Raw genomic sequence first — 23,333 nt, forward strand, 5'->3', positions numbered from 1 at the left:
GTTCAGCTTACTCAGAATTAAAAAGAGAAACCAGGCAGCATTATGGATCACCTCAAAAAACTGGGGACGCAACCGGTTGGCCAGTTACTATGGAACATGTCTTTGCCCGCTGGTGCCGGGCTAATGTCCATCATGCTTTACAACGTTGTGGATACCATCTTTGTAGGACGCTTTGCCGGCCCCCTGGCAATTGCCGGGGTCTCCATTGTTATTCCTGTTCTGAATCTGTTGCCCACCTTTGGCATGGCCATTGGCATAGGCGCGGGTTCGGTGATTTCCCGTGCTTTGGGGGCTGAAAACCGCCCGCAGGCTCACAGAGCATTTGGGAATGCTGTTTCCTCTGCAGCAGTCATCTGTGTTCTTCTCACAGTGTTCGGTTATTTGTTTACCGATGAGGTTTTGGCAGCCTTCGGTGCCCGGGGTGATATGTTGCCTTATGCCCGCACTTATTACCGCACTGCTCTGCTTGGCATTCCCTTTGTTGGCGTATGGATGTGCCTGAACAGTATTCTGCGGGCTGAGGGCCACAGCCGTCAGGCCATGGGAGGCATGTGGTTCGGCGCTATTTTGAATGTCATCCTCGATGCTGTTCTGATTGCTGGATTTGGTATGGGGCTGACCGGTGCGGCTATCGCGACTGTTATCTCACAGGCTTTATCGTTGCTTTACTCCCTGCACTTTTATTCCCGGGGACGTAGTATTTTCAGTTTCTCCCTGAAAGATATGGTGTGGGAGAAACCTCTGTTGAAGGAGATCCTTTCTCTGGGAGCATCCTCCCTTGCACGACAAGGTGCGGGCAGCATGATGGTGGTTGCCCTGAACTATAACCTTTACCTGTACGGCGGCAGTATGGCCGTTGCAGTGTATGGAGTTATCAACCGTATTTTCTCCCTGATGATGGTTCCGACCATGGGAACGACGCAAGGTTTTCTTCCCGTGGCAGGCTATAACTACGGTGCCAGGCGTTATGACCGTGTTAAAGAAAGTCTTCTGACCTCTATCAAAACCACCTCGATTCTGAACGTCTTTATTGGTGGCTCAGTGTTTTTATTTCCGGAAGCCGCTATTGGCGTATTTACTGATGAACCGCTGGTGATGGAGTACGGCACGCTGGGCCTTCGTACTCTAACTTTGTTTATGCCGCTGATTCCTGTTCAGATCATTGGCAGTGGTTATTTTCAGGCGGTGGGTAAGCCGCTTTATGCCTTGTGTTTAACCATAAGCCGGCAGATTGTTTTATTGATTCCGCTGATCTTTATTCTGGGGCACTTTTATCAGGTTGCTGGAGTGTGGATGGCTTATCCAGTGTCGGATATGCTCTCCAGTTTGCTGGTGCTGGGTTTTCTACGCAAGGAGTGGCTGAAGCTCGAGCAGGAAGAGACGTTGAAAGCGAAAGCAGAGTATGCGCAGGCAGCCTGAGAAGACATTCTGACAATCGTTTTTTGTTTCTCTGGCTATGATAAGTACCCAACCCCTTATTCCTTGGAGAGCGGCTCGGGTACTTAGGTGGCATGTTAATGTCATTTGAGTTGTCTGCAAAGAGTTCTTATCTCCTGGATACTTGGAGGTTCGCATGCATAGTTGGTTTCCAGGTTCTTTATTCCTGTTGTTTAAGTACCCGGGCCATTGCTTTCGCATAATGATGGCGAGTGGATTTTTTCGCTCTTCAAGGAACAGCGTCGGGAGCGTAGCCCGCTACGTGATAAGAGTTGTGACGCAGCAAGGGCGGAAAAAGACGCCGCCAGACTATGCGAAAGCAATGGTCCGGGTACTTATCTTAATGTGCCCAGTGAGCAATGCTGACACCATTTTGGTCACAGGAGGCCTGGGCTATATCGGCTCCCATGTCGTACTGGAACTCATGGAGGAAGGTCATTCTGTTGTGGTTTTTGATAATGGCTCAAATGCCTCGCGGGATGTTATAGACTCTGTCAGTCGACTTGCTGCTGGCAAGGGGAGGGTTGATCTTTTTGAGGGGGATATAACAGAGCCAGCACAAATGGATAAAGTGTTTCAGGAGTACAGCGCTATAAGCACTGTTATACATTGCGCAGGGTTGAAATCTGTTGCGGAGTCTGAACGAGAACCTGATCTTTACAGGGCAGTAAACGTAACAGGAACCAGCCATTTGCTCAGTGCTATGGAGCGGGCAGGAGTGAAACATTTTATTTTCAGTTCATCAGCAACAGTATACGGAAACTCGGCTATTTTACCTATGCTGGAAACAGCACCTTTGAGCCCTCAAAGTCAGTATGGAAAAAACAAAGTAGAGATTGAGAAGAATTTGCATGCATGGCAGAAAAAGAATGGTGGAATCGTCGTTGTTCTTCGCTACTTCAACCCTATTGGTGCTCACAAATCTGGCCTGTTGGGTGATCGCCCTAAAAAAGAGGCTGCGAATCTGTTACCCGCTATTCTTGAAACTGTCAGTGGAAAGCGCCCTGAACTGACGATATATGGAGGATACAATACTCCGGACGGAACAGGCATTCGGGACTATATCCATGTTGTCGATCTTGCCCGAGGTCACCTTCAAGCCCTGAAATATGAACCCGATAACGATGGTGTTTATATATTCAATCTGGGTCTTGGGAAGGGTTATAGCACACAGCAGGTAGTGGATGCTTTCATCCAGGAGACAGGGCTAACTATTAAACAAAGAAGGGGGCAACGACGTGAAGGAGATGTTGACGCCTGCTATGCCGATAACACACGCGCTCTTCAACAGCTCAATTGGAAACCTGAATACCAGCTTAATGATATGCTCAGCCATGCATGGTTGAGCCATAAATCTTCACTGATGTGATGGGATGGTTCGCCCCGTTTTCAAGAGTCCGCACATCATCGCGTACGGCAACAAGCTGCCTGAGACGCCTTCGGCGCCTCACACGCAGGCTACATGGACTCGTTATGCTCTCAATCATAATCTTGCTCTAATAAATCCTTTAAACGGTCTATTTCTTGTTTGTGACTTTCTCTTAATTGATCTCGTTCTTCTCTCTGCTTTTGAATTAGTACTTGTTTTTCAAATGTTCTAGTTCCTTGTCGCTGCTCATCTTGGATTCTCTGGAGGATTGTCATTTCACATGAGTGCCTAAAATATAGTCGATTTACATATCTTTTTATTTCTTCTTTGCTTGGTCTTCCACACATTGGGCAAATCGGATTAACGGAAAGGCAATACTCAATACAATCGCTATGAAAAATGTGATGGCACTCTAAGGTTTTTGCATCACCTTCAATATTGCATAGGCATATTGCGCAGGTTTCATTTGCTTGTAGCTGTTGGCTCATTAGGGTTATATAAGATAAAAAAATGATAAGGGTTTTCATGCCTTACTTACCTTTAGGTGAGAGCTGGAACGGAGCCAGTTCTCACCATGTATATTCCAAATTAATTCAACTCTTTATCTTTCCAGAATTTAGTGCCTTTGATGGTGGCTTGCAGGGCTAAACCGGTTTCTGTCATGGTATACACTGTAACGTCACCGTAATAGGCTTCGCCTTCGAGCGAGCCGCCTTTCTTAGCTGCTTTAGCAGAAGCATCGGCATTACCGCCAAAAGTCCAACCATTGTCAATAAAGTGATTCATGGCAGCCGCTGTGTGGAATACCATCACAATGCGGTAATCCTTGGCACCAAGCCCTAAGCCCACACCAGCTTCTGCCATATTCATATATGTATGTTGCTTAGTCTGCCTATTTGTCACTACGCCGTAACCAGTGCCAGCCGACAAAAGGATAAGATTAATATTAGCGTTGCTGAAAACGGCATAGCCTGGGGCTGAATTGATCTGTGCACGGGTATTTGGTTTTTTAGCAAAGAGCTGCGCTAGAACCTCATCCTTCATTTTAAGGATCTCCCGCTGTTTTTCTGCTTTACTACCATCGCCCATTGATGCACAGCCGACCAGAGTAAAAATCAGCAAAAAAATAGTGGTAAGGCGGAACGTTGACATGGTGTACCCTTTCTTCACTAAAAAAATCATATGAGAAGGCTTATTTTACACTACAAACAACGACAATGATCGTATATAAAAGCCGCATCCCAAAACCTGCAAAGTAGCACACCAGTCTGGTATCCGCAGTTTCAGAAACTCTGCCCGGCGAGCAGGAGCTCCCCGGTTCAGAAATTTTTTAGCTTCAATGCCCGACGAAGAGTTTCACAACTGCAGCTTCAGCCATCAATCCTCTTGTACTTCATTCGATGCGGATTAAGCTTCTGTTCTTCGGGTAATGAAGCCTCGTACTCGGTGTAGTTACCTTCAAAGAAGGTCACCTTGGAATCACCTTCGTAAGCCAGAATGTGAGTGGCTACGCGGTCGAGGAACCAGCGGTCGTGGGAGATCACCATGGCGCAGCCGGGGAAGGCCAGCATGGCTTCTTCCAGTGCACGCAGGGTTTCTACGTCCAGGTCGTTGGAGGGTTCGTCCAACAGCAGTACGTTACCGCCGTGCTTCAGGGTTGCGGCCAGTTGCAGACGACCACGCTCACCACCAGACAATTCACCCACACGCTTCTGCTGATCACCGCCCTTGAAGTTAAAGCGACCAATGTAGTTGCGGGAAGGTACTTCATAGTTGTTGATGCGCAGGATGTCCTGACCGTCGGAAATTGCTTCCCATACAGTTTTGGTGTCGTCCAGATCATCACGCAGCTGCTGCACGTTGGAGATCTTCACGGTTTCACCCAGCTCGATGGAACCGGCATCAGGTTGTTCCTGACCGGTGATCATCTTGAACAGAGTGGACTTACCGGCACCGTTACCACCGATGATGCCGACAATGGCACCCTTGGGAACGCTGAAGCTCAGGTCGTCGATCAGCAGGCGGCCATCAAAGCCCTTGGATATGCCGTTAACCTCGATCACCTTGTCACCCAGACGTGGGCCGGGTGGAATGTAGATTTCGTTGGTTTCGTTACGGGCCTGGAATTCCTGTGACTGCATCTCTTCAAAGCGTGCCAGACGCGCCTTGGACTTGGACTGACGACCCTTGGCGTTAGAACGTGCCCATTCCAGTTCGTGGGCCATGGCTTTGCGGTGAGCGTCCTGCTGTTTCTGCTCAGTTTCCAGGCGGGCTTCTTTCTGCTCCAGCCAGTTGCTGTAGTTGCCTTCCCATGGAATACCGTATCCACGGTCCAGTTCCAGAATCCAGTTAGCCGCATTGTCGAGGAAGTAGCGATCGTGGGTGATCGCCACAACAGTACCGGGGTATTCGCACAGGAATCGTTCCAGCCAGCCTACAGATTCAGCGTCCAGGTGGTTGGTAGGTTCGTCCAGCAGCAGCATGTCCGGGTTGGACAGTAATAAACGACACAGGGCTACACGACGACGTTCACCACCGGAGAGATTGGCAACGTTGGCATCCCACTCTGGAAGACGCAGGGCATCGGCGGCCACATCCAGCTTACGCTCGATGTTGTGGGCGTCGGCGGCCTGGATAATGTTTTCCCACTTGGCCTGTTCTTTGGCCAGTTTGTCGAAGTCGGCATCAGGCTCTGCGTAGGCTGCGTAAACAGCGTCCAGCTTGGTCTGGGCTTCTTTCAGCTCGCTCAGGGCTTCTTCAACCACTTCACGAACAGTTTTGTTTGGATCGAGTTCTGGCTCCTGTGGCAGGTAGCCAACATTCAGATCAGGTTGTGGACGGGCTTCACCGTCGAACTCCTGATCAACACCCGCCATGATGCGCAGCAGAGTGGACTTACCGGCACCGTTAAGGCCGAGGACACCAATTTTCGCGCCGGGGAAGAAGGACAGGGAAATATCCTTCAGGATCGTGCGCTTGGGTGGCACGATCTTACTGACGCGGTTCATGGTATAAACGTATTGAGCCATCAGACAATGTCTCTCGGAAAGGAAGGAATGAAGTAAACCGCTAAACATACTGAATAGAGGGGAATAGGGCAATCATTCCGGTGATTCCCGTCCGGGAATCTGGCCTGATCGACCACCACAGGGTTTGCCCGGGTGGCCGGTGTAACTTTTAAAAACGAATCTTATACGGCAATGGCCTGTTGAGGAGCGTTTTGAGTGGTGAATAGACTATCCACCCGTTGTCCGGTATCAGCGTCAAACCAGTGCCAGTGGTTACGGTTAATCTTCAGGGGAAGTGTCATGCCCTCTTCTAAGTGCTCTGATTTGTTCAGCTTCACAATCAGCTTTTCCGTCGTACCTTGCAGAACACCAACAGCCTGCAGCTCTGAGCCAAGCTGCTCCACCAACTCTACGGACATTGTAAAGTCTGCCTGTGCCGGTGTGCTGCACGTCAGGTCTTCAGCACGTAAGCCGAGGGTGATGGTGCGCGAGTCTGATACACCGGCAATCTTGATGTGTTCGCCGTTGGATAACTGCGCACCTGTGGCAGTGAGCTGAACATCAAGAAAATTGATAGACGGCGTACCCAGAAAGCCTGCCACAAATCGGGTGGCCGGACGACTGTAAAGCTCTTCCGGAGTTCCTGTTTGTTCGGGGTGGCCGTTATCCATAACCACCAGCCGGTCAGCCAGTGTCATGGCTTCAATCTGATCATGGGTCACATAAAGTGCGGTGGTGCCCAGCTGACGCTGCAGTTTTTTGATCTCGATGCGCATTTGTCCACGAAGCTTGGCATCAAGGTTAGAGAGAGGCTCGTCAAACAGAAACAGCTTCGGGTCACGGACAATCGCCCGTCCCATAGCCACACGCTGACGCTGACCACCGGACAGCTGGCCGGGCTTACGATCAAGAAGGTGCGTCAGTTGAAGAACCTCTGCCGCCTGTTGAACCTTTGAGGCAATTTTGTCCTTGGGCACTTTTCTGTTTTTCAGGCCGTAGGCCATATTGTTGAAAACGGTCATATGGGGATACAGGGCATAGTTTTGAAACACCATAGCGATGTCCCGCTCTGCCGGTTCCCGCTCATTGACGAATGTTTCGTCAATGAGCAATTTGCCAGAGGTGATCTCTTCCAGGCCGGCAACCATACGCAGCAGTGTTGATTTGCCACAGCCCGATGGGCCAACGATGACGACAAACTCTCCGTCGTTGATTTCAAGATCAATACCGTGAATTGCCTGAAAACCATTGTCGTAGGTTTTTGCCAGTTGATGAAAACTTACCTGAGCCATTCTGAAGTCCTGTTATTTTTCGGTTTCCACAAGCCCTTTGACAAACATCTTCTGGAAGATAACAACAACCAGAACAGGCGGGATAGTGGCCAGTACAGTTAAGCCAAAAGCGATATTAAACTGAGGTAACGTGCCGCCCTCATTGAGAGTCTGGAAGACCTGACGAATACCAATCACAATGCTGTAATATTCCGGGTCAGTGGTCATAAGCAGGGGCCAGAGATACTGATTCCAGCCTGCTACAAACATGATGATAAAAATGGCTGCCATCATGGTGGTTGAAAGTGGAATAAGAATATCTATAAAGAAACGCAGTGGGCCTGCGCCGTCGATGCGTGCGGCTTCAAGCAACTCCGCCGGAACGGATCGGTAGAACTGGCGAAAGAAGAACGTGCCGGTGGCCGAAGCGATCAAAGGGACAATCAGGCCGGTATAGCTGTTCAGCAGATTCAGTTTGGCCACAACCTCATAGGAAGGAATGATACGCACTTCCAGAGGTAGCAGCAGTGTCATGAATATCATCCAGAACAGTGGCACAGCCAGAGGGAAGCGGAAGTACACCAGGGCATAAGCGGCAATCATTGAAATAATGACTTTACCTATGGCAAACCCCAGCCCCAGAATCAGGCTGTTCAGCAGCATGCGCCAGGCGGGTGCGGAAAGCAGGTCGGAACCCATCAGTATCTGGCTGTAAGTCTCATAGCCATAGCTCCCCGGAAGAAACTGCAGCCCCTCCCTGAATAGCGCCTCTGGGCTATGGGTGGATGACATCAATGCAATCCACAAGGGCATCACTAAAAAAAGCGCTCCGCTTATTAACACACTGTGGCGAAACAGAGCCTGCAGACGTTTTTTATTGATCACTGTTTTCACCTGCATCAATAGTGCACTTTTTTGTCGATAAATTTGAACTGGAACACTGTTAGCACCACCACAAAAACCATAAGCATGACGGACTGTGCAGAGCTGCCACCAAAGTCAGCTCCCAGGAATCCATCCTGATAAATTTTATAGACAAGTGTCGTCGTAGAACCTCCCGGGCCGCCTTTTGTGGTCAGGTCGATAATGCCGAAGGTTTCGAAGAATGCGTAGGTGGTGTTAATCACCAGCAAAAAGAATGTGGTTGGCGCCAGCAGTGGGAAAGTAATCGTCCAGAAGCGCTTAATCGCTCCGGGGCAGTCAATACGTGCCGCTTCTAAAACAGAGTTCGGTACGCTCTGCAGGCCGGAAAGAAAGAAAATAAAGTTAATGCTGAGTTGTTTCCAGACCGCGATCAGTACCACCACAAATATGGCATCACTGCTATTACGGTTGTGGTTGAAATCAAAACCGATGTTATTCAACAGTTGATACAGGTCCCCCACAAGCGGGCTGAATAGCAAGCCGCCAATCAATCCCGCAGCGGGTGGGGCAATGGCGTAGGCCCACATCAGCAGCGTTTTATAAGTGTCAGCCCCACGAATCACCTGATTGGCCTGCACCGCCAGAAGCAATGACAGAGCGATGGAAAAGACTGTCACCAGTGCGGAAAACAGCAGAGTGAACAGTACCGTGCTGGTGTACTCAGGGTCATCCAGCACCTCGGCATAGTTCAGAAAGCCAACAAACTCACTGGACAGGCCAAAGGCATCCTCCCTATAAAACGATTGTTGCACCGCCTGACCAGCGGGCCAGAGAAAGAAGATCAGGATGATAATGATCTGCGGGGCGACAAAAATATACGGCACCCAGCTGTGTTTAAACGGATGGCTTTGCACAGACGACTCGATATTTTCCGTGAGTATGAAAGAGTGCCGAAACAGAGCCGGCACACCGTATCGGTTTCTTACTTGTGCGCTTTATTTATACGTCGCGTTAAAGCGTCTCAGTAATCGGTTGGACTCTTGCTCAATGGCATGAAAGGCTGAGTCAACACTGGTTTGGCCAGAGAGCAGGCGTTCGTAGTTTTTGAACAGACTTTCACGAATCTGCACGTAGTAGCCCAGGCGGTAGCCTTTGCTCCATTCGCCGGATTCCTGGCTCAGCTGCAGCATGCCTACTTCTGCATCTGGCATCTCTTTGTAGAGGTTGGTTTTTTGGGCCAGATCGTAAGCCGCGTTAGTAATGGCGACATAACCGGTTTCTTTGTGCCAGAGCAGCTGGGTTTCCGGGCTGGTCAGGAACTTGAAGAACTCGGCAACGCCTTTGTATTCATCTTTACTGTGTCCTGAAAAACTGAAAAGTGCCGCACCGCCGATAAAGGTGCTTTTGGGTTCATCAATCAGGTTGCTCCAGTAGGGCAGGAAGGTTGTGCCGAACTCGAAGTCTGTCGTTTGCTTCAGGTTGCCGAAGGAGCCGGAAGAACCCAGCCACATAGCGACTTTTCCCTGAACAAAGGCATCCTGGTTATCACCCCAGTTACGGCCGTAGTAACCGTAGTAGCCTTCATCCAGCCAGTCCTTGACTTTGGACCAGTGCATTTTCAGGGCATCATTGTTATAAAGAATTTTTACGTCAGTGGTGTCGTAACCGTTATTGCCGGTAGCCATTGGCAGGTTATGACGAGAGTGGAAGTTCTCGGAGAATATCCAGGGGCTGTGGGACTGAGACAGTGCAGTGTAACCGGCCGCTTTCAGTTTGGGTGCGATGGTCTCAAATTCTTCCCAGGTAGCTGGAGGCTCGGCAATACCGGCTTTCTTCAGCGCTTCCTTGTTGTAATACAGCAAAGGAGTGGAGCTGTTAAAAGGCATTCCGATCATTTTCCCGTCAGAATCCGCATAGAAGTAGCGAACGCCGGACAGGTAGTCATTTTTGTCAAATGCCGCACCACTGTCTTCCAGCAGATCCTGAACCGGATACACCGCACCTTTCGCGTTAATGATTGTGGCGGCACCGGCATCGAACACCTGGATAATATGGGGAGCATTTCTGGCCCGAAAGGCTGCGATACCTGCTGTCATCGTATCTTCATACCCGCCTTTGTTGATGGCGGTCAGCCTGTATTCACTCTGACTTTCGTTGAACTGGTTAACGATGGTCGTCACCATCTCACCATTACGACCGGCCATGGCGTGCCAGAAGGTTAGCTCTGTCACAGCGTGAGCCGCGATGGAGGATGCGGTTAAACCAGCGACCGCAATTGCTTTCAGGAATGTTGTTTTCATTATGACTCTGCCTGTTGGATGTTCAGGTGGAGTCTAAGAGCCACTTATGACGGTTTTGTGACTATACAAAAACCTTACCCTATAAAAATGTTTTCGTTTGGTGACCATGGATACCGCTTATGCTAGCCTCCCCGCGAAATTTTTATCCCTATCAAATTACAGGTGTAATCAATGCGGGTGTTAGCCTGCCATGAATGTGGAATTAAGCAGCTTGCTCCCCGGACGATTCCCCATGCCGAAAGTGGTTATCGTGTACAGTGCGTCCGATGTGACGGGACGCTGATTACTAATCGCCCCGGCTTTGAAGACCGCGTGCTTGGCTTTTCCCTTGCCGGGCTGATTATGTTAGCCATGTCGTTTGTCTTTCCATTTCTGACGCTGGAAATATCTGGCCGCATTCAGCATATGACGCTGCTCTCAGGGCTGGAAACCGTTTGGCAGCAGGGCTATGGGTTTCTGGCAGTGATTACCGGGCTGATGGTGGGTGTTTTGCCCGCAGGTTTGCTGATTGCGTTGGCCTACTGTGTGCTGGTTTACCGTTTTACCCATCAGGCCCCCAAACACACGCTCTGGCTGGAGAAGGTGCTGGAGTGGTTTATTGGCTGGAATATGGCGGATGTTTTTCTGGTGGGTGTGTTGGTGTCGCTGGTGAAACTGTCATCTTTGGCGAGTGTTGTGCCCGGCCTTTCCTTTGTCGCTTATATCGCCTTCAGTCTTTGTTTGATTATGGCTATGGCCAGCCTTGATCACCATCAACTGGAATCCTGGTTTACGGATAATCACTCTCTTGAAAGTCAGAAGGCCCCTGTTAACCCGTCGATAATGCTGCAGCGTTGCTGGGCTTTACTGATAGCCGCTGCCATTTGTTTTATCCCTGCAAATCTTCTCCCGATCACTGTCACCACGGTCTTAGGCAAAAGCAGCCCGAGCACCATTATGGGAGGGGTTGTGGTGCTGTGGGAGATGGGGTCTTACCCTGTGGCCTGTGTCGTTTTCTTTGCCAGTATTTTTGTGCCCGTAGCCAAGATTCTCTCTTTGGCCTTTCTGTTTATCAGCGTTCAACGGGGCATGGATACACGACAAAAGGAACGTATAGCGCTATATCGGCTGACTGAACTCTTTGGGCGCTGGTCCATGATTGATGTGTTTGTGGTGGTCATGCTGGTGTCCCTTGTGCAGTTTAATACGCTGGTGGCCTTTTATGTGGGGCCTGCCGTGTATGCATTTTTGGCTGTGGTTGTGCTAACCATGCTGGCGGCGGAGAGCTTTGATCCAAAAACCATCTGGTCTGAAGCAGATCGTCTTCAACAAAACCAACAATCTTCCAAAGATTGTTTAAATCCAGCTTCAGCCCACGGACATGTCCAATGATGAAAACCGAGTCGACCTCCATGCCTGAAGCCCGTGTTGTACGAGGGCGTAAACTCTCCATTTTGTGGTTGTTGCCGCTGTTAGCCCTGATGATTGGCGGCTGGATGCTGTGGTATCACTACTCCCATATGGGGCCGAGAATTACTATCAGCTTTCATACGGCTGATGGCATTGAATCGGGTAAAACACAGGTGAAGTTCCGCAATGTGGTGGTGGGTGAAGTTGTTGGGGTTCAGCTTGATAATGACTTGAGCGGGATTAATGCCACGGTTCAGATGACAGCCGAAAGCACAAAGCTGATTCACGACGACACCCGCTTCTGGATTGTGCGACCACGGGTGTCTGCTGGCGGAATCTCCGGTTTAAGCACCTTGCTCTCCGGTACCTATATTGAGTTGAGCCCTGGTACCAGCGATGTGTCTGCGGAGCGGTTTGTGGGGGATGAGAATCCGCCGGTGTCGCAGCCGGATGCTGCGGGTTTGCGGGTGTCTCTCTATAGTCACAAACGGGGTTCGCTAAGTATTGGCGATCCTGTTCTTTATAGCGGTTTTCAGGTGGGCAAAGTAGAAGAGGTAAGCTTTGACCTCAAAAACCGGCAGGTACGCTATCAGCTGTTTATCAACGAGCCTTACAACCAGCTTGTATCAGACGAAACCCGGTTCTGGAATGCCAGTGGTATTGATTTAAAGGCCGATGCGGCTGGCGTTGTCCTACGAATGGAAGGCTTGGAAACCGTGCTAAGTGGAGGTGTTGCTTTTGCGACACCAGAAGGCGCAACAGCCAGTGTGCCAGTGAGCGATAATCATATCTTTAAGCTTTATCCTGATTTCAACAGCACAACGGAGCAGGAGTACTCGGTCGGTTATGATTTTGTGTTGCTGTTTGATGAAACAGTACGAGGGCTGGAGCCCGGTGCTGAGGTGAGCTTTCGTGGTATCAAAATCGGTTATGTGAAGCGGATCGCTTTGGATATTTTCACCAAGAAGGTGGGCAGCCAGAAAAATGCGATCCCTGTAGTGATCTCTGTTCAGCCGGAACGAATCGGTAAACCGGGAGCCTCAAAGAAGGAGGTCGTCCAAATGCTTAACGATGCTATTCATGAAGGTATGCGCGCCTCGTTGAAATCTGGCAACCTGTTAACCGGTGGCAAGTTTGTGGATGTGGATTTTTATGAGCACGAAGCCACCAAAAAAGTGAAGTTGACAATGTTTCACAACTATCCGGTTCTGCCGACAAAGCCCGGAGAGTTTTCTGGGATTGGTGAACAGGTTTCCACGCTGCTCACAAAGCTGAACGATCTTCCCCTTGAGAAAACCGTAGCGGACTTGAATCGCACTCTGAGTGCTGCAGAAAAAAGCATGGCCAGTCTCCATAGTCTTCTGGATGACAAAAACACAAAACAGCTGCCTGACAGTGCTGCGCAAACTCTGAAAACGGCCCGGAAGTTACTCGGTGATTACTCTGCACAAGGCGCTGCTTATAAAGACCTGCAGGGCACACTGAACAGCCTGCAAACATTGGTGTGGCAGCTCAAACCTATAGTGCGAGAGCTCAGTCAACAGCCTAATTCTCTGATATTCAATCGGGAGCCTGAAAAGGATCCTCAACCGGCTCAGGGCCAATAAAATGCTGAAGATTGTTAAAGCCCCGGTTTTGCTGGCTCTATTGTTCCTCACAGGTTGCGCCAGCAATACGACAGCGCCTGTTTACCTTTTGCTGAATGAGTCTGCACCTGTGCAGAGCGAGAATGTGTCTCTGCAACCGGTTAGCAATAAGACTGTAAGGGTGACAGTGGCTGACTACCTGCGCCAGCCCCAGCTGGCTATTTCAGTAGGCAATGGCAAGGTGCAGTTCAGTGATAACTATTACTGGGCTGAGCCTCTGGATAAGGCCATCAAGTATGTTCTGAGGCAGCAGCTTGAGCAGGTTGCACCAGGGAAGCTTTTGTCTGTTGAAGTGGATGTGCAGCGACTGAATATCTTCTCCAGCGGAACAGTGGAGATTAGCGGCGAGATTCGTGTGGATCGAGGCAATGGGTTTGTTGGGCAGCGCTTTCGGCTGATGAGGGAGAACGCTTTTACTGACTATTCGGATGTTGCTGGAGTGGTACCGGATATGTTTGGGGAGTTGGCTTGGGTACTTAACAGGCATTTGAGCTCAGGGTGCGATTAACCACGATTTTTGTGGCTTTTAGTGTCTGTAACAATATGCAGACATTTCACATATGTACCTATACACGATGAAGAACTTACTTATTGCTGCACTCCTGCTAAGTCTCACAGGCTGTGCTTCTATCGTTTCTAAAAGTGATTACCCGGTTCGTATTACTGCCAGTGAAAAAAATGTTAATTACACCATCAAGGATGAAAATGGTGTTGAAGTCGCCACTGGTCAAACTCCTGATGTTGTTACTCTGCCCGCTTATGATGGTTTTTTTGATGGGCAAACCTACACAGTCAAAGCAGAAAAAGGCGATAAAAAGGGAGCTGAAATCCTGGATTCAAAAATTGATGGCTGGTACTTGGGTGGCAACATTTTTGTAGGTGGACTTATTGGCTGGTTTATTGTTGACCCTGCAACAGGTGCAATGTGGCGCCTGCCTGATAACGTGCACGTGAATATGAAATAGTTCTGCAGTTGGGTTGGTCATAGAGTGGCGATTCGTAAACTGCCAACCTGGGTCTGGTTTGGAGGTGTTCTGCTCACCTGCAATGCGGGCATGGTTAACGCTATTGTGTTTATGAGCTTTGCCCGTCAGTCGGTTACTCACGTAACGGGTTCTATTACCCTTGCAGGCAGTGCGCTGGCTCAGGGACAATTTAATGATGCCATGCATCTGGCATTTGTGATTCTGTCGTTTTTTCTGGGTTCTGTACTGAGCGGGATTATTACCCGGGGTAGCAAGCTCAGGCTCGGCCGCCGTTATGGTTTTGCGTTGCTGGTTGAAAGTTTAATGCTGGTTGCATCCATGCTTCTGTTTAAAGACGGAATGGCGGCTGGGAAGTATCTGGCATCCATGGCCTGTGGGCTGCAGAATGGTATGCTGACAACCTTCAGCAGTGCCATTATAAGAACAACCCATTTAACGGGAATGGTGACCGACCTTGGCACAAAGATTGGCCACTGGATGACGGGGAAGACGATCGATAAACGACGGTTTTTTCTCTACGTACTATTGATCTGCGGTTTCTTCACCGGCGCAATAACAGGTTCTCTCATGTTTTCCCGAATCGGCTACAATGCTCTGATGGTGCCAGCAATGGTGACCGGGTTCACCGGAATTCTATATACCTATTACGTGAACCATCTCCGCAAAACCAACGGCAGTATTATGATTGGCGAGTAAGGCAGCTGGGGAGTAAGGCCATGGGAGTGCACGGCCTTGGTCGTTTTACTGGTTTGTCAGTGTATTGAAGAGCTCAAGCAAGTTATCAACATCTTCTTCGGTATTGTCGTGGGAGGTAATGAGTCGCACCAGATTCTGGCCTGGGTCAAATGTGTAAAAGGGGTAAGCCTCCTGCAGCGGTGCAATTACTTTTTCTGGCAGCTGAACAAACAGCTGGTTGCTCTCTATAGGGAATGCAGCGGTTGCCAGCCCAGAGTCTTCTAACCCCTTCCATAAACGCTGTGCCAGTGCATTGGCATGGGCGGCGGCTTTCAGGCCCAATCCATCAGCCATCAACGCCTTGAACTGCGCAGACACATAACGTGTTTTGGACATCAACTGCAGCCCCAGTTTCTGGCGGCGGTCAAAGTTCTTTCCCAGTGTATGGTTGATGAATATTATGGCCTCACCAAACATTAAACCTGCTTTTGTACCACCAAGGCAGAGAATATCAGCATACTGGGCAATATCTGCCAGAGAGCAGTTGAGCGCAGCAGCGGCATTGAACAGGCGGGCGCCGTCAATGTGCAGGTACAGGTTCAGCTCATCACACACGGTACGAATAGCGGCCAGTTCGTCCAGTGTGTAAACAGTACCGAACTCAGTGGTTTGGGCAATGCTTACGGCCCTTGGTAAAGTGGAGTGGCGACCCCAGAAGGTTTCGCCAGTGTATAACTGACGGATACCTTCAGGCGTTAATTTGCCTTCGATATTTGGTGTGGTCTGGATTTTTGAGCCGGTCAGATGGGCAGGAGCGCCAGCTTCCTGAATGTTTATGTGGGCGCTATCCGCACATATGATACTCTCGAAATCCTTTACCATGGTTTTGAGTGTCAGTGTGTTCGCTGCTGTGCCGGTTGCCACAAAATATACGGGAGCTGTTGTATTGAGTTCCTTCTGGATTAATGCAATGGCTTCAGCGGTAATAGGGTCGTCACCGTAGGCTTTGGCATGGCCGACATTTGCTTCAGTCAGTGCCGACAAAACTTCGGGAAGTGCGCTGGCGTAATTATCACTAGCAAAGGAAATCATTATTGATTGAGCTCCATCTACGGTCTTGGAGAAACGGGTGTAACGGGCATCTTATCCCTGCAGGGCTGCAGAGAGCGATATTCACTTTCCGCAGCCAGATTACGATTTGAGGAGCTGGCCGGGTTATTTCTTGTAGCCTTTCGTAATCCTATAGTTTTGGGAACCCGTGCTCTGGAATCAGGAGCAGTTATCCCTGACATTCCGTTACATACCCGGTGGTTACAGTCTATCTATTTGTCTGCGCTGTATTAGAATGTGCCACAAAGCAGATATTCAGAACACAAATCACAATCTGATGGGGGATACGACAATGTTTAAAAGCTATTCAAAAATCTCTGACTATGATCCTGAACTGCACGCAGCCATGGCGGCAGAAGCGAAGCGTCAGGAAGAACATATCGAGCTGATCGCATCTGAAAACTACACCAGCCCACGGGTGATGGAAGCCCAGGGCAGTGTGCTGACCAACAAGTACGCTGAAGGCTACCCACGCAAGCGCTACTACGGTGGTTGTGAGCATGTTGATGTGGTTGAACAGCTGGCTATCGACCGTGCTAAAGAGCTGTTTAATGCTGAGTACGCCAACGTTCAGCCTCACTCCGGCTCTCAGGCTAACGCCGCTGTTTACATGGCTCTGTGCCAGCCCGGCGACACTGTTCTGGGTATGAGTCTGGCCCACGGCGGTCACCTGACCCACGGTGCCAAGGTGAGCTTCTCCGGCCGTATCTACAACGCTGTTCAGTATGGCCTGCACCCGGAAACCGGCGAGATCGATTACGACGAAGTGGAACGTCTGGCAGAAGAACACAAGCCAAAGATGATTATCGGTGGCTTCTCCGCTTACTCCCGTGTGGCTGATTGGGCACGTTTCCGTAAGATCGCCGATAAGGTTGGCGCTTACCTGTTCGTGGATATGGCTCACATTGCTGGCCTGGTTGCTGTGGGTGAATACCCAAGCCCTGTGCCTTTCGCGGATGTGTGCACCACAACCACTCATAAAACCCTGGGTGGCCCACGTGGTGGCTTGATTATCTCCAACTCCCATGATGAGGAGCTGCACAAGCGCCTGAACTTTGCCGTGTTCCCTGAAAGTCAGGGCGGCCCGCTGTGTCACATCATTGCTGCAAAAGCCGTGTGCTTCAAAGAGTGTCTGGAAGACGAATACAAAAATTATCAGAAGCAGGTTGCGGCCAATGCCAAAGCACTGGCTGGTACACTGCTGGAGCGCAAGATCAATGTGGTATCCGGCGGTACCGACAACCACCTGTTCCTGGTGGATCTGATCGGCAAGGAATACTCCGGTAAGGATGCAGAAGCGGCTCTGGGTAACGCTAACATCACTGTGAACAAGAACTCTGTTCCCAACGATCCCCGCTCCCCATTTGTTACCAGTGGCCTGCGTATTGGCTCCCCGGCCATTACCCGCCGTGGCTTCAATGCTGTGGATTGCACAAATCTGGGTAACTGGATTGCTGACGTATTGGACAGCATCGGTACTGACAGCCACGAAGAGGTTGTAGCAGAGGTGAAAGGCAAGGTTCTGGAAATCTGCCAGCGTCTGCCTGTGTACCAGTAATTTTTGATGTCTAACCGTTCCACCCAACGCCGCAGGTTTTGCCTGCGGCGTTTTTGTATTTGAATGCACGTGATGTTTTTCGCCGGTAGAGCTTTGTTTACGCCCCAGCGCTTGTTTTTCGTGCCCTTCGGGGTACTATCTGCTCTCCTGAACCCAATTTTCTCTAAAGAAGCTATCCCCAGCCATCATGCATTGTCCCTTTTGTAACGCGGAAGATACCAAGGTCATAGACTCTCGACTGGTTGCAGACGGATCTCAGGTTCGTCGTCGGCGAGAATGCACGACCTGCACAGAACGGTTCACCACCTACGAAGGTGCTGAGCTGGTTATGCCGCGTTTGATCAAGCGGGATGGTTCCCGGGAGCCTTTTGATGAAGAGAAACTCCGGGCGGGCTTGCAGCGGGCACTGGAAAAGCGCCCGGTCAGCACAGAACAGATTGAAGAGGCCATCAACCGCATCAAGCAACGGCTACGTGCCACCGGTGAGCGGGAGGTGAAATCCTTCACCCTTGGAGAAGAGGTGATGAGTGCCCTGAAAGATCTCGATGAGGTGGCTTATATCCGCTTTGCTTCCGTTTACCGTCAGTTCCAGGATCTTGAGCAATTCCGCGAAGAGATTGAACGACTTGAGAAGGTTCCCCACGGGTCTCTCACCAGAGACAAGTGATTTATGTCTGACTTTTCTACCGCAGATCACGCCTTTATGGCGCGAGCCCTACATCTTGCCCGAAAAGGAATTTACACCACCATGCCCAACCCTTCAGTGGGCTGTGTGCTGGTGCGTGATGGAAAAGTGATTGGCGAAGGTTTTACCAGCCCGGCTGGTGGCCCCCACGGCGAAATCAATGCTCTGAGATCCGTAAACGGTTCTGCAAAAGGTGCCACGGCTTATGTAACCCTGGAACCCTGCGCCCACTACGGCCGAACGCCTCCCTGCGCTAAAACCCTTGTTGAGGCGGGCGTGGTGAAAGTGGTTGCAGCCATGACTGACCCGAACCCCAGAGTCAGCGGCGGTGGTTTCAAGATTCTGGAAGACGCCGGAATCGAAACAGTCTCAGGCTTACTGGAAGCCGACGCCCGCACCCTGAACCAAGGCTTTTTCAAGCGCATGGAAACCGGCAAACCCTACGTGCGCTGCAAAATGGCTATGAGTGTCGATGGCCGAACGGCGATGGAGTCTGGCGAATCTCAGTGGATTACCGGTTCTGCTGCCCGAGCTGATGTGCAGCAGTGGCGTGCCCGCTCCTGCGCGGTTGTGACTGGCGTGGATTCCATTATCCACGATGATTCGTCCCTCACTGTGCGAGCGAACGAACTGCGCATTGAAAACCCGGAAGCAGCGGCAGAGAAGCAGCCCCTGCGGGTGGTTGTGGATTCTACCCTGCGCATTCCCCTGGATGCGAAGATTCTCAGCTTGCCCGGCACAACCTTGCTGGCAGGTGTGAATCCCGATCAAAACAAACTCAAAACCCTTGCTGAAAAGGGAATTGAGGTTATGGTTCTACCTGCAAACGAGAGCGGCAGTGTCGATCTCGAAGCCCTGATGACGGAGCTGGCGCGCAGAGACTGTAATGAAGTGTTGCTGGAAACCGGCGCAACACTGGCAGGTTCCGCTGTGGAAGCAGGTCTGGTGGATGAATTACTGATTTATATGGCGCCGGTGCTGATGGGCTCCGATGCCCGGCCGCTGTTCCAGCTGCCTTTCTCCAAAATGGCAGAAAAGCGGCCACTGGCTATTGAAGATATTCGCGCCTTTGGTAACGACTGGCGATTGATTTGTAAGCCAACTGATTGAGTATGAGGAAGTTGAGTGTTCACAGGCATTATTGAAGCTGTTGGCTCTATTCGTCGTCTGGAAAACCGTGGTGGTGACATGCGCCTGCACGTGGCGACCGGTGATCTGGATTTGAGCGATGTGAAACTGGGTGACAGCATTGCGACCAACGGTGTTTGTCTTACCGCTGTTGCTCTGCCCGGCGATGGTTTTGCTGCGGATGTTTCTCTGGTCTCCTTGCAGCGTACGGGTTTGGGTGAACTGTCTACCGGCAGCCCAGTCAATCTGGAAAAGGCTATGCAGCCTACATCCCGCTTTGGCGGCCATATTGTCAGCGGACATGTGGATGGTGTCGGGCGGATCGTGGATATCGGTTCTGCGGGTCGATCCCTGGTTTACCGCGTGGAAGCACCGACCGAGCTGTCTCGCTATATCGCCGAGAAGGGGTCGATCACTGTGGATGGCGTCAGCCTCACCGTGAATGCCATTGAAGGAAACATCTTTAGCCTCAATATTGTTCCTCACACCGCACAGGAAACAGTGATTACCCATTATCGTCCGGGTAGCCGTGTGAACCTGGAAGTGGATATTATTGCCCGCTATCTCGAGCGACTCCTGACAGGCGGCGCCGGGCAAAGTGAGCAGAATGAAGCAAAACCGGAAAGCCAGCTGACTGAGGGCTTTCTGGCGGAACATGGTTTTTTCAGAAGACGTTAACCCTCTCTGAGATGCAACCACCACAAGAATTGTGACTTCCCTTTAGAAGGAAAAGGCCATGCAGCTGAATACCGCACAAGAGCTGATTGAAGATATTCGTCAGGGTCGAATGATCATCCTGATGGATGACGAAGACCGTGAAAATGAAGGTGACCTGATTATTGCGGCGGAGAAAATCACTCCGGAGATTATCAATTTCATGTGCACACACGCCCGTGGCCTGATCTGTATGCCCATGACAGCCGAGCGCTGTGATTACCTTGGCCTGCACCAGATGACGGCGAATAACCAGGAAGCCCAGAGCACTGCGTTCACTGTGTCCATTGAAGCAGCGACGGGCGTAACCACGGGTATTTCTGCCGCAGACCGCGCCCGCACTGTGCAGGTGGCGATCAACCCTATGTCCCGCGCTCAGGATATCGTTCAGCCCGGCCACATCTTCCCGCTGCGTGCGATGGAGGGGGGCGTACTGCAGCGTGCAGGCCATACCGAAGCGGGTGTGGATCTGGCGCGCATGGCTGGCCTGGAAGCCGGTGCCGCGATTGTTGAAATCATGAACGAAGACGGTACTATGGCTCGCCGCCCGGACCTCGAACGTTTCGCAGAAACCCATGGATTGAAGATCGGTACTATTGCTGACCTGATTCATTACCGGATTCTTAACGAAAAAACGGTTAACCGAGAGAGTGAGCGGGTATTGTCTACGGTATATGGCGACTTCCGTATGACCGAATACCGAGACACAATGTCCGGTCGCACTCACCTGGCTCTGGCTATGGGGCAGCCCGAAGCGGATAAGCCTACACTTGTGCGGGTTCATCAGGCGGAAACCTTCCGGGATTTTCTTGGTGTCCGCAAGGAAGGCAGCACCAGCTGGCCTCTGCCTGCCGCTATGGCGCGCATTGCCAAAGAGGGTGAAGGCGTCCTCGTACTGCTGGATTCCGATGAATACGATGACCTCGGAACCAGTTTGGCGAGCTTTTCCAGCAAGGAAAAAACTCACCACAGCACAGGAGCCCATGCCGGGGTTTACATGACCATCGGGACAGGGTCTCAGATTCTTCGGGATCAGGGCGTTGGCAAAATGCGCCTGCTGAGTTCACCTCTGCGTTTCAGCGCGATTTCCGGTTTTGACCTGGAAGTCACAGAAAATATTCCCTGCGAGTAAAGAGGAAAGGCCATGAGTGGCATGAGAACAATTGAAGGAATGATGACCCCGAACGACGGTCGTTACGCCATCGTGGTAACACGTTGGAACGCCTACGTGGTGGACAGCCTGGTTGAAGGTGCTGTGGATTCTCTCAAGCGTCACGGTGTCAGCGAAGATCAGATTACGATCGTTCGTTGCCCCGGTGCGTTTGAACTGCCTCTGGTAGTGAAAAAAGTGGCTGCCTCTGGCCGTTACGATGCGGTTATTGCCCTGGGTGCAGTCATTCGCGGTGGCACACCGCACTTTGAATATGTTGCAGGAGAGTGCACCAAGGGTATGGCTAATGTCATGCTGGATCAGGAAATTCCTGTGTCCTTTGGTGTGCTGACAGTTGATACGATCGAGCAGGCCATTGAACGGGCCGGTACCAAGATGGGTAACAAGGGCGAAGAAGCTGCCCTGGCCGCGTTTGAAATGGTGAGCCTGCTCAAGAATCTGGAGTCTTGATTTGAGCGTTCAGAACCCTCTCGATCAAAAGAGAGCCGGCCAAAAGTCTACTGATAAGGCTGACACCAAAAAGGGCCGCACCCAGATCCGCCGCAAGGCGCGTGAACTGGCGCTGCAGGCTCTGTATCAGTGGCAGATGGCTGGTGCTTCCATTGTCGATATTGAAGCCCAGTTCCGGGCCCGTAACGACATGACCCGCGTTGACGGCGGTTTCTTCCATGAGCTGCTGTCGGGCGTTGCCCATCAGGTGAGTGATCTGGATAACACCATTTCCCCCCTGCTGGACCGCAGCTTTGACCAGCTGGACCCGGTTGAGCGAGCAGCGCTGCGTCTGGGTTGTTACGAGATGATGAAGCGCACCGATGTACCTTACCGTGTGGTCATTAACGAAGGCATTGAACTGGCTAAGAAGTACGGTGCTCAGGATTCACACAAGTACATCAACGGTATCCTCGACAAGCTGGCCGAGACACTGCGTCCGGTGGAAGTGAAGGAATACCGTAGCAACCGTCGCGGTTCTCGCAAGTAAGAGCCGTATCACAACTGTTGTAAGAGGGCAGAACCATGGATGAATTTGCTCTGATCCGGTCGATCTTCCAACGGCCTGGGCTTACAACAGTGGGCGGGCACCTCGATAAGGGCATTGGCGATGACTGTGCTCTTATTTCTCCACCTGCAGGGGAACAGCTGGTACAGAGTATTGATACTCTTGTGGCGGATGTGCATTTTCCTGCTGGTGGTGATCCCTTTCTGATCGGTTACCGCTCCCTTGCAGTGAGCGTCAGTGACCTCGCTGCCATGGGTGCGACTCCCCACAGTTTTTTTCTTGCTCTTTCCCTTCCTGAAGTTAACAGCGAATGGCTGAATGGGTTCAGTCGTGGGCTTGCTACGATGGCACAGGAGTGTGGCATTTCATTAGCCGGTGGCGATACGACCCGTGGTCCGCTCACCATATCCGTGCATGTGCAGGGCTTTATTCCCAAAGGCAGAGCCTTAATGCGCAGTGGTGCAAAACCGGGTGATATCATATACGTCAGTGGCTTGCTGGGTGATGCCTGTGGTGCACTGCCTTATATCCTTAATCAGAAGCCTGTTACGACAGAGGCTGAACAATATCTTGTTGATCGTTACTGGCAGCCAACGCCTCGTGTTGAGCTGGGTCAGTGGCTGGTTGGGCAGGGCGCAACAGCGGCTCTGGATATTTCAGATGGGTTGGTTGGAGACCTTGGTCATATCCTCAAAGCATCCGGGTGTGGTGCAGAGCTAAAGAGTTGCAATATTCCCATGTCAGATGCCTTACAAAAGGTGTGTAAGGATAAAGCTCTGGAGGCTGCTTTAGCCGGAGGGGATGATTACGAACTGTGCTTTACTTTGCCAGCCTGCTGTCCCCTTCCCCAAACTGCTCCTGTTCCTGTCACAGCCGTAGGTGTCATAACCCCATCTGCCAGTGCCCTGCTGCTTGATGGTATAGCCCTTAGTGTTAAGGGCTATACACACTTTTAACCAGCTTTCAGGCTGAACCGCAGTTAAAGCTTTTTTTTTCCTGATGGTAAGGGAGTCGGAAAATGAAGA

General features: G+C 51.0%; 23 protein-coding genes. 15 read left to right on the forward strand and 8 right to left on the reverse strand.

Going from position 1 to position 23,333, the window contains the following annotated elements; translation table 11 throughout:
* The first annotated feature begins 42 nt into the window (after window positions 1–42).
* Window positions 43–1,419, forward strand: a complete 1,377-nt coding sequence (locus E1189_RS15945) for an MATE family efflux transporter (protein WP_155161384.1) — start codon at window positions 43–45, stop codon at window positions 1,417–1,419.
* 370 nt (window positions 1,420–1,789) lie between these two features.
* Window positions 1,790–2,806 carry a UDP-glucose 4-epimerase GalE gene (gene galE / locus E1189_RS15950; protein WP_329602077.1) on the forward strand — a complete coding sequence of 339 codons (1,017 nt, stop codon included), beginning with the start codon at window positions 1,790–1,792 and terminating at the stop codon, window positions 2,804–2,806.
* Window positions 2,807–2,916: 110 nt separating this feature from the next.
* Here galE and E1189_RS15955 read toward each other — a convergent pair whose 3' ends face one another.
* The 7 genes from E1189_RS15955 to E1189_RS15985 form a co-directional block, all read right to left on the reverse strand.
* Window positions 2,917–3,333 carry an RING finger domain-containing protein gene (locus tag E1189_RS15955; RefSeq protein ID WP_155161388.1) on the reverse strand — a complete coding sequence of 139 codons (417 nt, stop codon included), beginning with the start codon at window positions 3,331–3,333 and terminating at the stop codon, window positions 2,917–2,919.
* Between the two features lie 61 nt (window positions 3,334–3,394).
* On the reverse strand, window positions 3,395–3,988 hold the full coding sequence (locus tag E1189_RS15960; protein ID WP_230460443.1) for a lipid-binding SYLF domain-containing protein: 594 nt from the start codon (window positions 3,986–3,988) through the stop codon (window positions 3,395–3,397).
* A gap of 188 nt (window positions 3,989–4,176) precedes the next feature.
* A complete protein-coding gene (gene ettA, locus E1189_RS15965) occupies window positions 4,177–5,835 on the reverse strand; it encodes an energy-dependent translational throttle protein EttA (protein ID WP_155161390.1) in 1,659 nt (552 codons plus the stop codon).
* A 161-nt stretch (window positions 5,836–5,996) separates the two neighbouring features.
* Window positions 5,997–7,106 (reverse strand): sn-glycerol-3-phosphate ABC transporter ATP-binding protein UgpC, encoded by a 1,110-nt coding sequence (gene ugpC / locus E1189_RS15970; RefSeq protein WP_155161392.1) that lies wholly within the window; start codon window positions 7,104–7,106, stop codon window positions 5,997–5,999.
* Window positions 7,107–7,118: 12 nt separating this feature from the next.
* Window positions 7,119–7,970 (reverse strand): sn-glycerol-3-phosphate ABC transporter permease UgpE, encoded by an 852-nt coding sequence (gene ugpE, locus E1189_RS15975; protein WP_329602078.1) that lies wholly within the window; start codon window positions 7,968–7,970, stop codon window positions 7,119–7,121.
* Between the two features lie 14 nt (window positions 7,971–7,984).
* Window positions 7,985–8,833: an ABC transporter permease subunit gene (locus E1189_RS15980; protein WP_329602079.1), complete on the reverse strand. Its 849-nt coding sequence runs from the start codon at window positions 8,831–8,833 to the stop codon at window positions 7,985–7,987.
* A 111-nt stretch (window positions 8,834–8,944) separates the two neighbouring features.
* The gene (locus E1189_RS15985) at window positions 8,945–10,249 is read right to left on the reverse strand and encodes an extracellular solute-binding protein (protein ID WP_155161397.1); all 1,305 of its coding nucleotides are present in this window, start codon (window positions 10,247–10,249) and stop codon (window positions 8,945–8,947) included.
* Window positions 10,250–10,420: 171 nt separating this feature from the next.
* On the opposite strand from E1189_RS15985, the gene E1189_RS15990 reads away from it, so the two are divergent.
* From E1189_RS15990 to E1189_RS16010, 5 genes are all read left to right on the forward strand, one after another.
* Window positions 10,421–11,620 (forward strand): paraquat-inducible protein A, encoded by a 1,200-nt coding sequence (locus E1189_RS15990; RefSeq protein ID WP_155161399.1) that lies wholly within the window; start codon window positions 10,421–10,423, stop codon window positions 11,618–11,620.
* Entirely contained in the window at window positions 11,617–13,245 is a 1,629-nt protein-coding gene (gene pqiB / locus E1189_RS15995; RefSeq protein ID WP_155161401.1) for an intermembrane transport protein PqiB, read from the forward strand. The genes E1189_RS15990 and pqiB overlap by 4 nt, the downstream gene beginning before the upstream one ends.
* A gap of 1 nt (window position 13,246) precedes the next feature.
* Window positions 13,247–13,792, forward strand: a complete 546-nt coding sequence (locus E1189_RS16000) for a PqiC family protein (protein ID WP_155161404.1) — start codon at window positions 13,247–13,249, stop codon at window positions 13,790–13,792.
* Between the two features lie 67 nt (window positions 13,793–13,859).
* Window positions 13,860–14,249, forward strand: coding sequence for a hypothetical protein (locus E1189_RS16005; RefSeq protein ID WP_155161406.1), 390 nt, complete (start codon window positions 13,860–13,862; stop codon window positions 14,247–14,249).
* 24 nt (window positions 14,250–14,273) lie between these two features.
* Window positions 14,274–14,966, forward strand: a complete 693-nt coding sequence (locus E1189_RS16010) for a YoaK family protein (RefSeq protein ID WP_329602080.1) — start codon at window positions 14,274–14,276, stop codon at window positions 14,964–14,966.
* A 45-nt stretch (window positions 14,967–15,011) separates the two neighbouring features.
* Here the strand turns inward: E1189_RS16010 and E1189_RS16015 are convergent, their stop codons facing one another.
* Window positions 15,012–16,037 carry a threonine aldolase family protein gene (locus E1189_RS16015; RefSeq protein WP_155161408.1) on the reverse strand — a complete coding sequence of 342 codons (1,026 nt, stop codon included), beginning with the start codon at window positions 16,035–16,037 and terminating at the stop codon, window positions 15,012–15,014.
* A 310-nt stretch (window positions 16,038–16,347) separates the two neighbouring features.
* Here E1189_RS16015 and glyA point away from each other — a divergent pair, with 310 nt between their 5' ends.
* The 8 genes from glyA to thiL all read left to right on the forward strand — a co-directional run bounded on the left by glyA (window position 16,348) and on the right by thiL (window position 23,264).
* On the forward strand, window positions 16,348–17,613 hold the full coding sequence (gene glyA / locus E1189_RS16020) for a serine hydroxymethyltransferase (protein WP_155161410.1): 1,266 nt from the start codon (window positions 16,348–16,350) through the stop codon (window positions 17,611–17,613).
* Window positions 17,614–17,800: 187 nt separating this feature from the next.
* Window positions 17,801–18,280 carry a transcriptional regulator NrdR gene (nrdR, locus tag E1189_RS16025; RefSeq protein ID WP_155161412.1) on the forward strand — a complete coding sequence of 160 codons (480 nt, stop codon included), beginning with the start codon at window positions 17,801–17,803 and terminating at the stop codon, window positions 18,278–18,280.
* Window positions 18,281–18,283: 3 nt separating this feature from the next.
* Window positions 18,284–19,408 (forward strand): bifunctional diaminohydroxyphosphoribosylaminopyrimidine deaminase/5-amino-6-(5-phosphoribosylamino)uracil reductase RibD, encoded by a 1,125-nt coding sequence (gene ribD, locus E1189_RS16030; RefSeq protein WP_155161414.1) that lies wholly within the window; start codon window positions 18,284–18,286, stop codon window positions 19,406–19,408.
* A 15-nt stretch (window positions 19,409–19,423) separates the two neighbouring features.
* Window positions 19,424–20,104: a riboflavin synthase gene (locus E1189_RS16035; protein WP_329602081.1), complete on the forward strand. Its 681-nt coding sequence runs from the start codon at window positions 19,424–19,426 to the stop codon at window positions 20,102–20,104.
* 58 nt (window positions 20,105–20,162) lie between these two features.
* The gene (gene ribBA / locus E1189_RS16040; protein WP_155161416.1) at window positions 20,163–21,272 is read left to right on the forward strand and encodes a bifunctional 3,4-dihydroxy-2-butanone-4-phosphate synthase/GTP cyclohydrolase II; all 1,110 of its coding nucleotides are present in this window, start codon (window positions 20,163–20,165) and stop codon (window positions 21,270–21,272) included.
* A 12-nt stretch (window positions 21,273–21,284) separates the two neighbouring features.
* Window positions 21,285–21,761 (forward strand): 6,7-dimethyl-8-ribityllumazine synthase, encoded by a 477-nt coding sequence (gene ribH, locus E1189_RS16045; RefSeq protein WP_155161418.1) that lies wholly within the window; start codon window positions 21,285–21,287, stop codon window positions 21,759–21,761.
* Window positions 21,762–21,846: 85 nt separating this feature from the next.
* On the forward strand, window positions 21,847–22,290 hold the full coding sequence (gene nusB / locus E1189_RS16050; protein WP_329602084.1) for a transcription antitermination factor NusB: 444 nt from the start codon (window positions 21,847–21,849) through the stop codon (window positions 22,288–22,290).
* A gap of 35 nt (window positions 22,291–22,325) precedes the next feature.
* Complete coding sequence (gene thiL, locus E1189_RS16055; protein WP_155161423.1) at window positions 22,326–23,264, forward strand: thiamine-phosphate kinase; 939 nt, start codon at window positions 22,326–22,328, stop codon at window positions 23,262–23,264.
* The last annotated feature ends 69 nt before the right edge of the window (window positions 23,265–23,333 follow it).

This window comes from Parendozoicomonas verongulae (assembly GCF_009711465.1).
Lineage (GTDB): Bacteria > Pseudomonadota > Gammaproteobacteria > Pseudomonadales > Endozoicomonadaceae > Sansalvadorimonas > Sansalvadorimonas verongulae.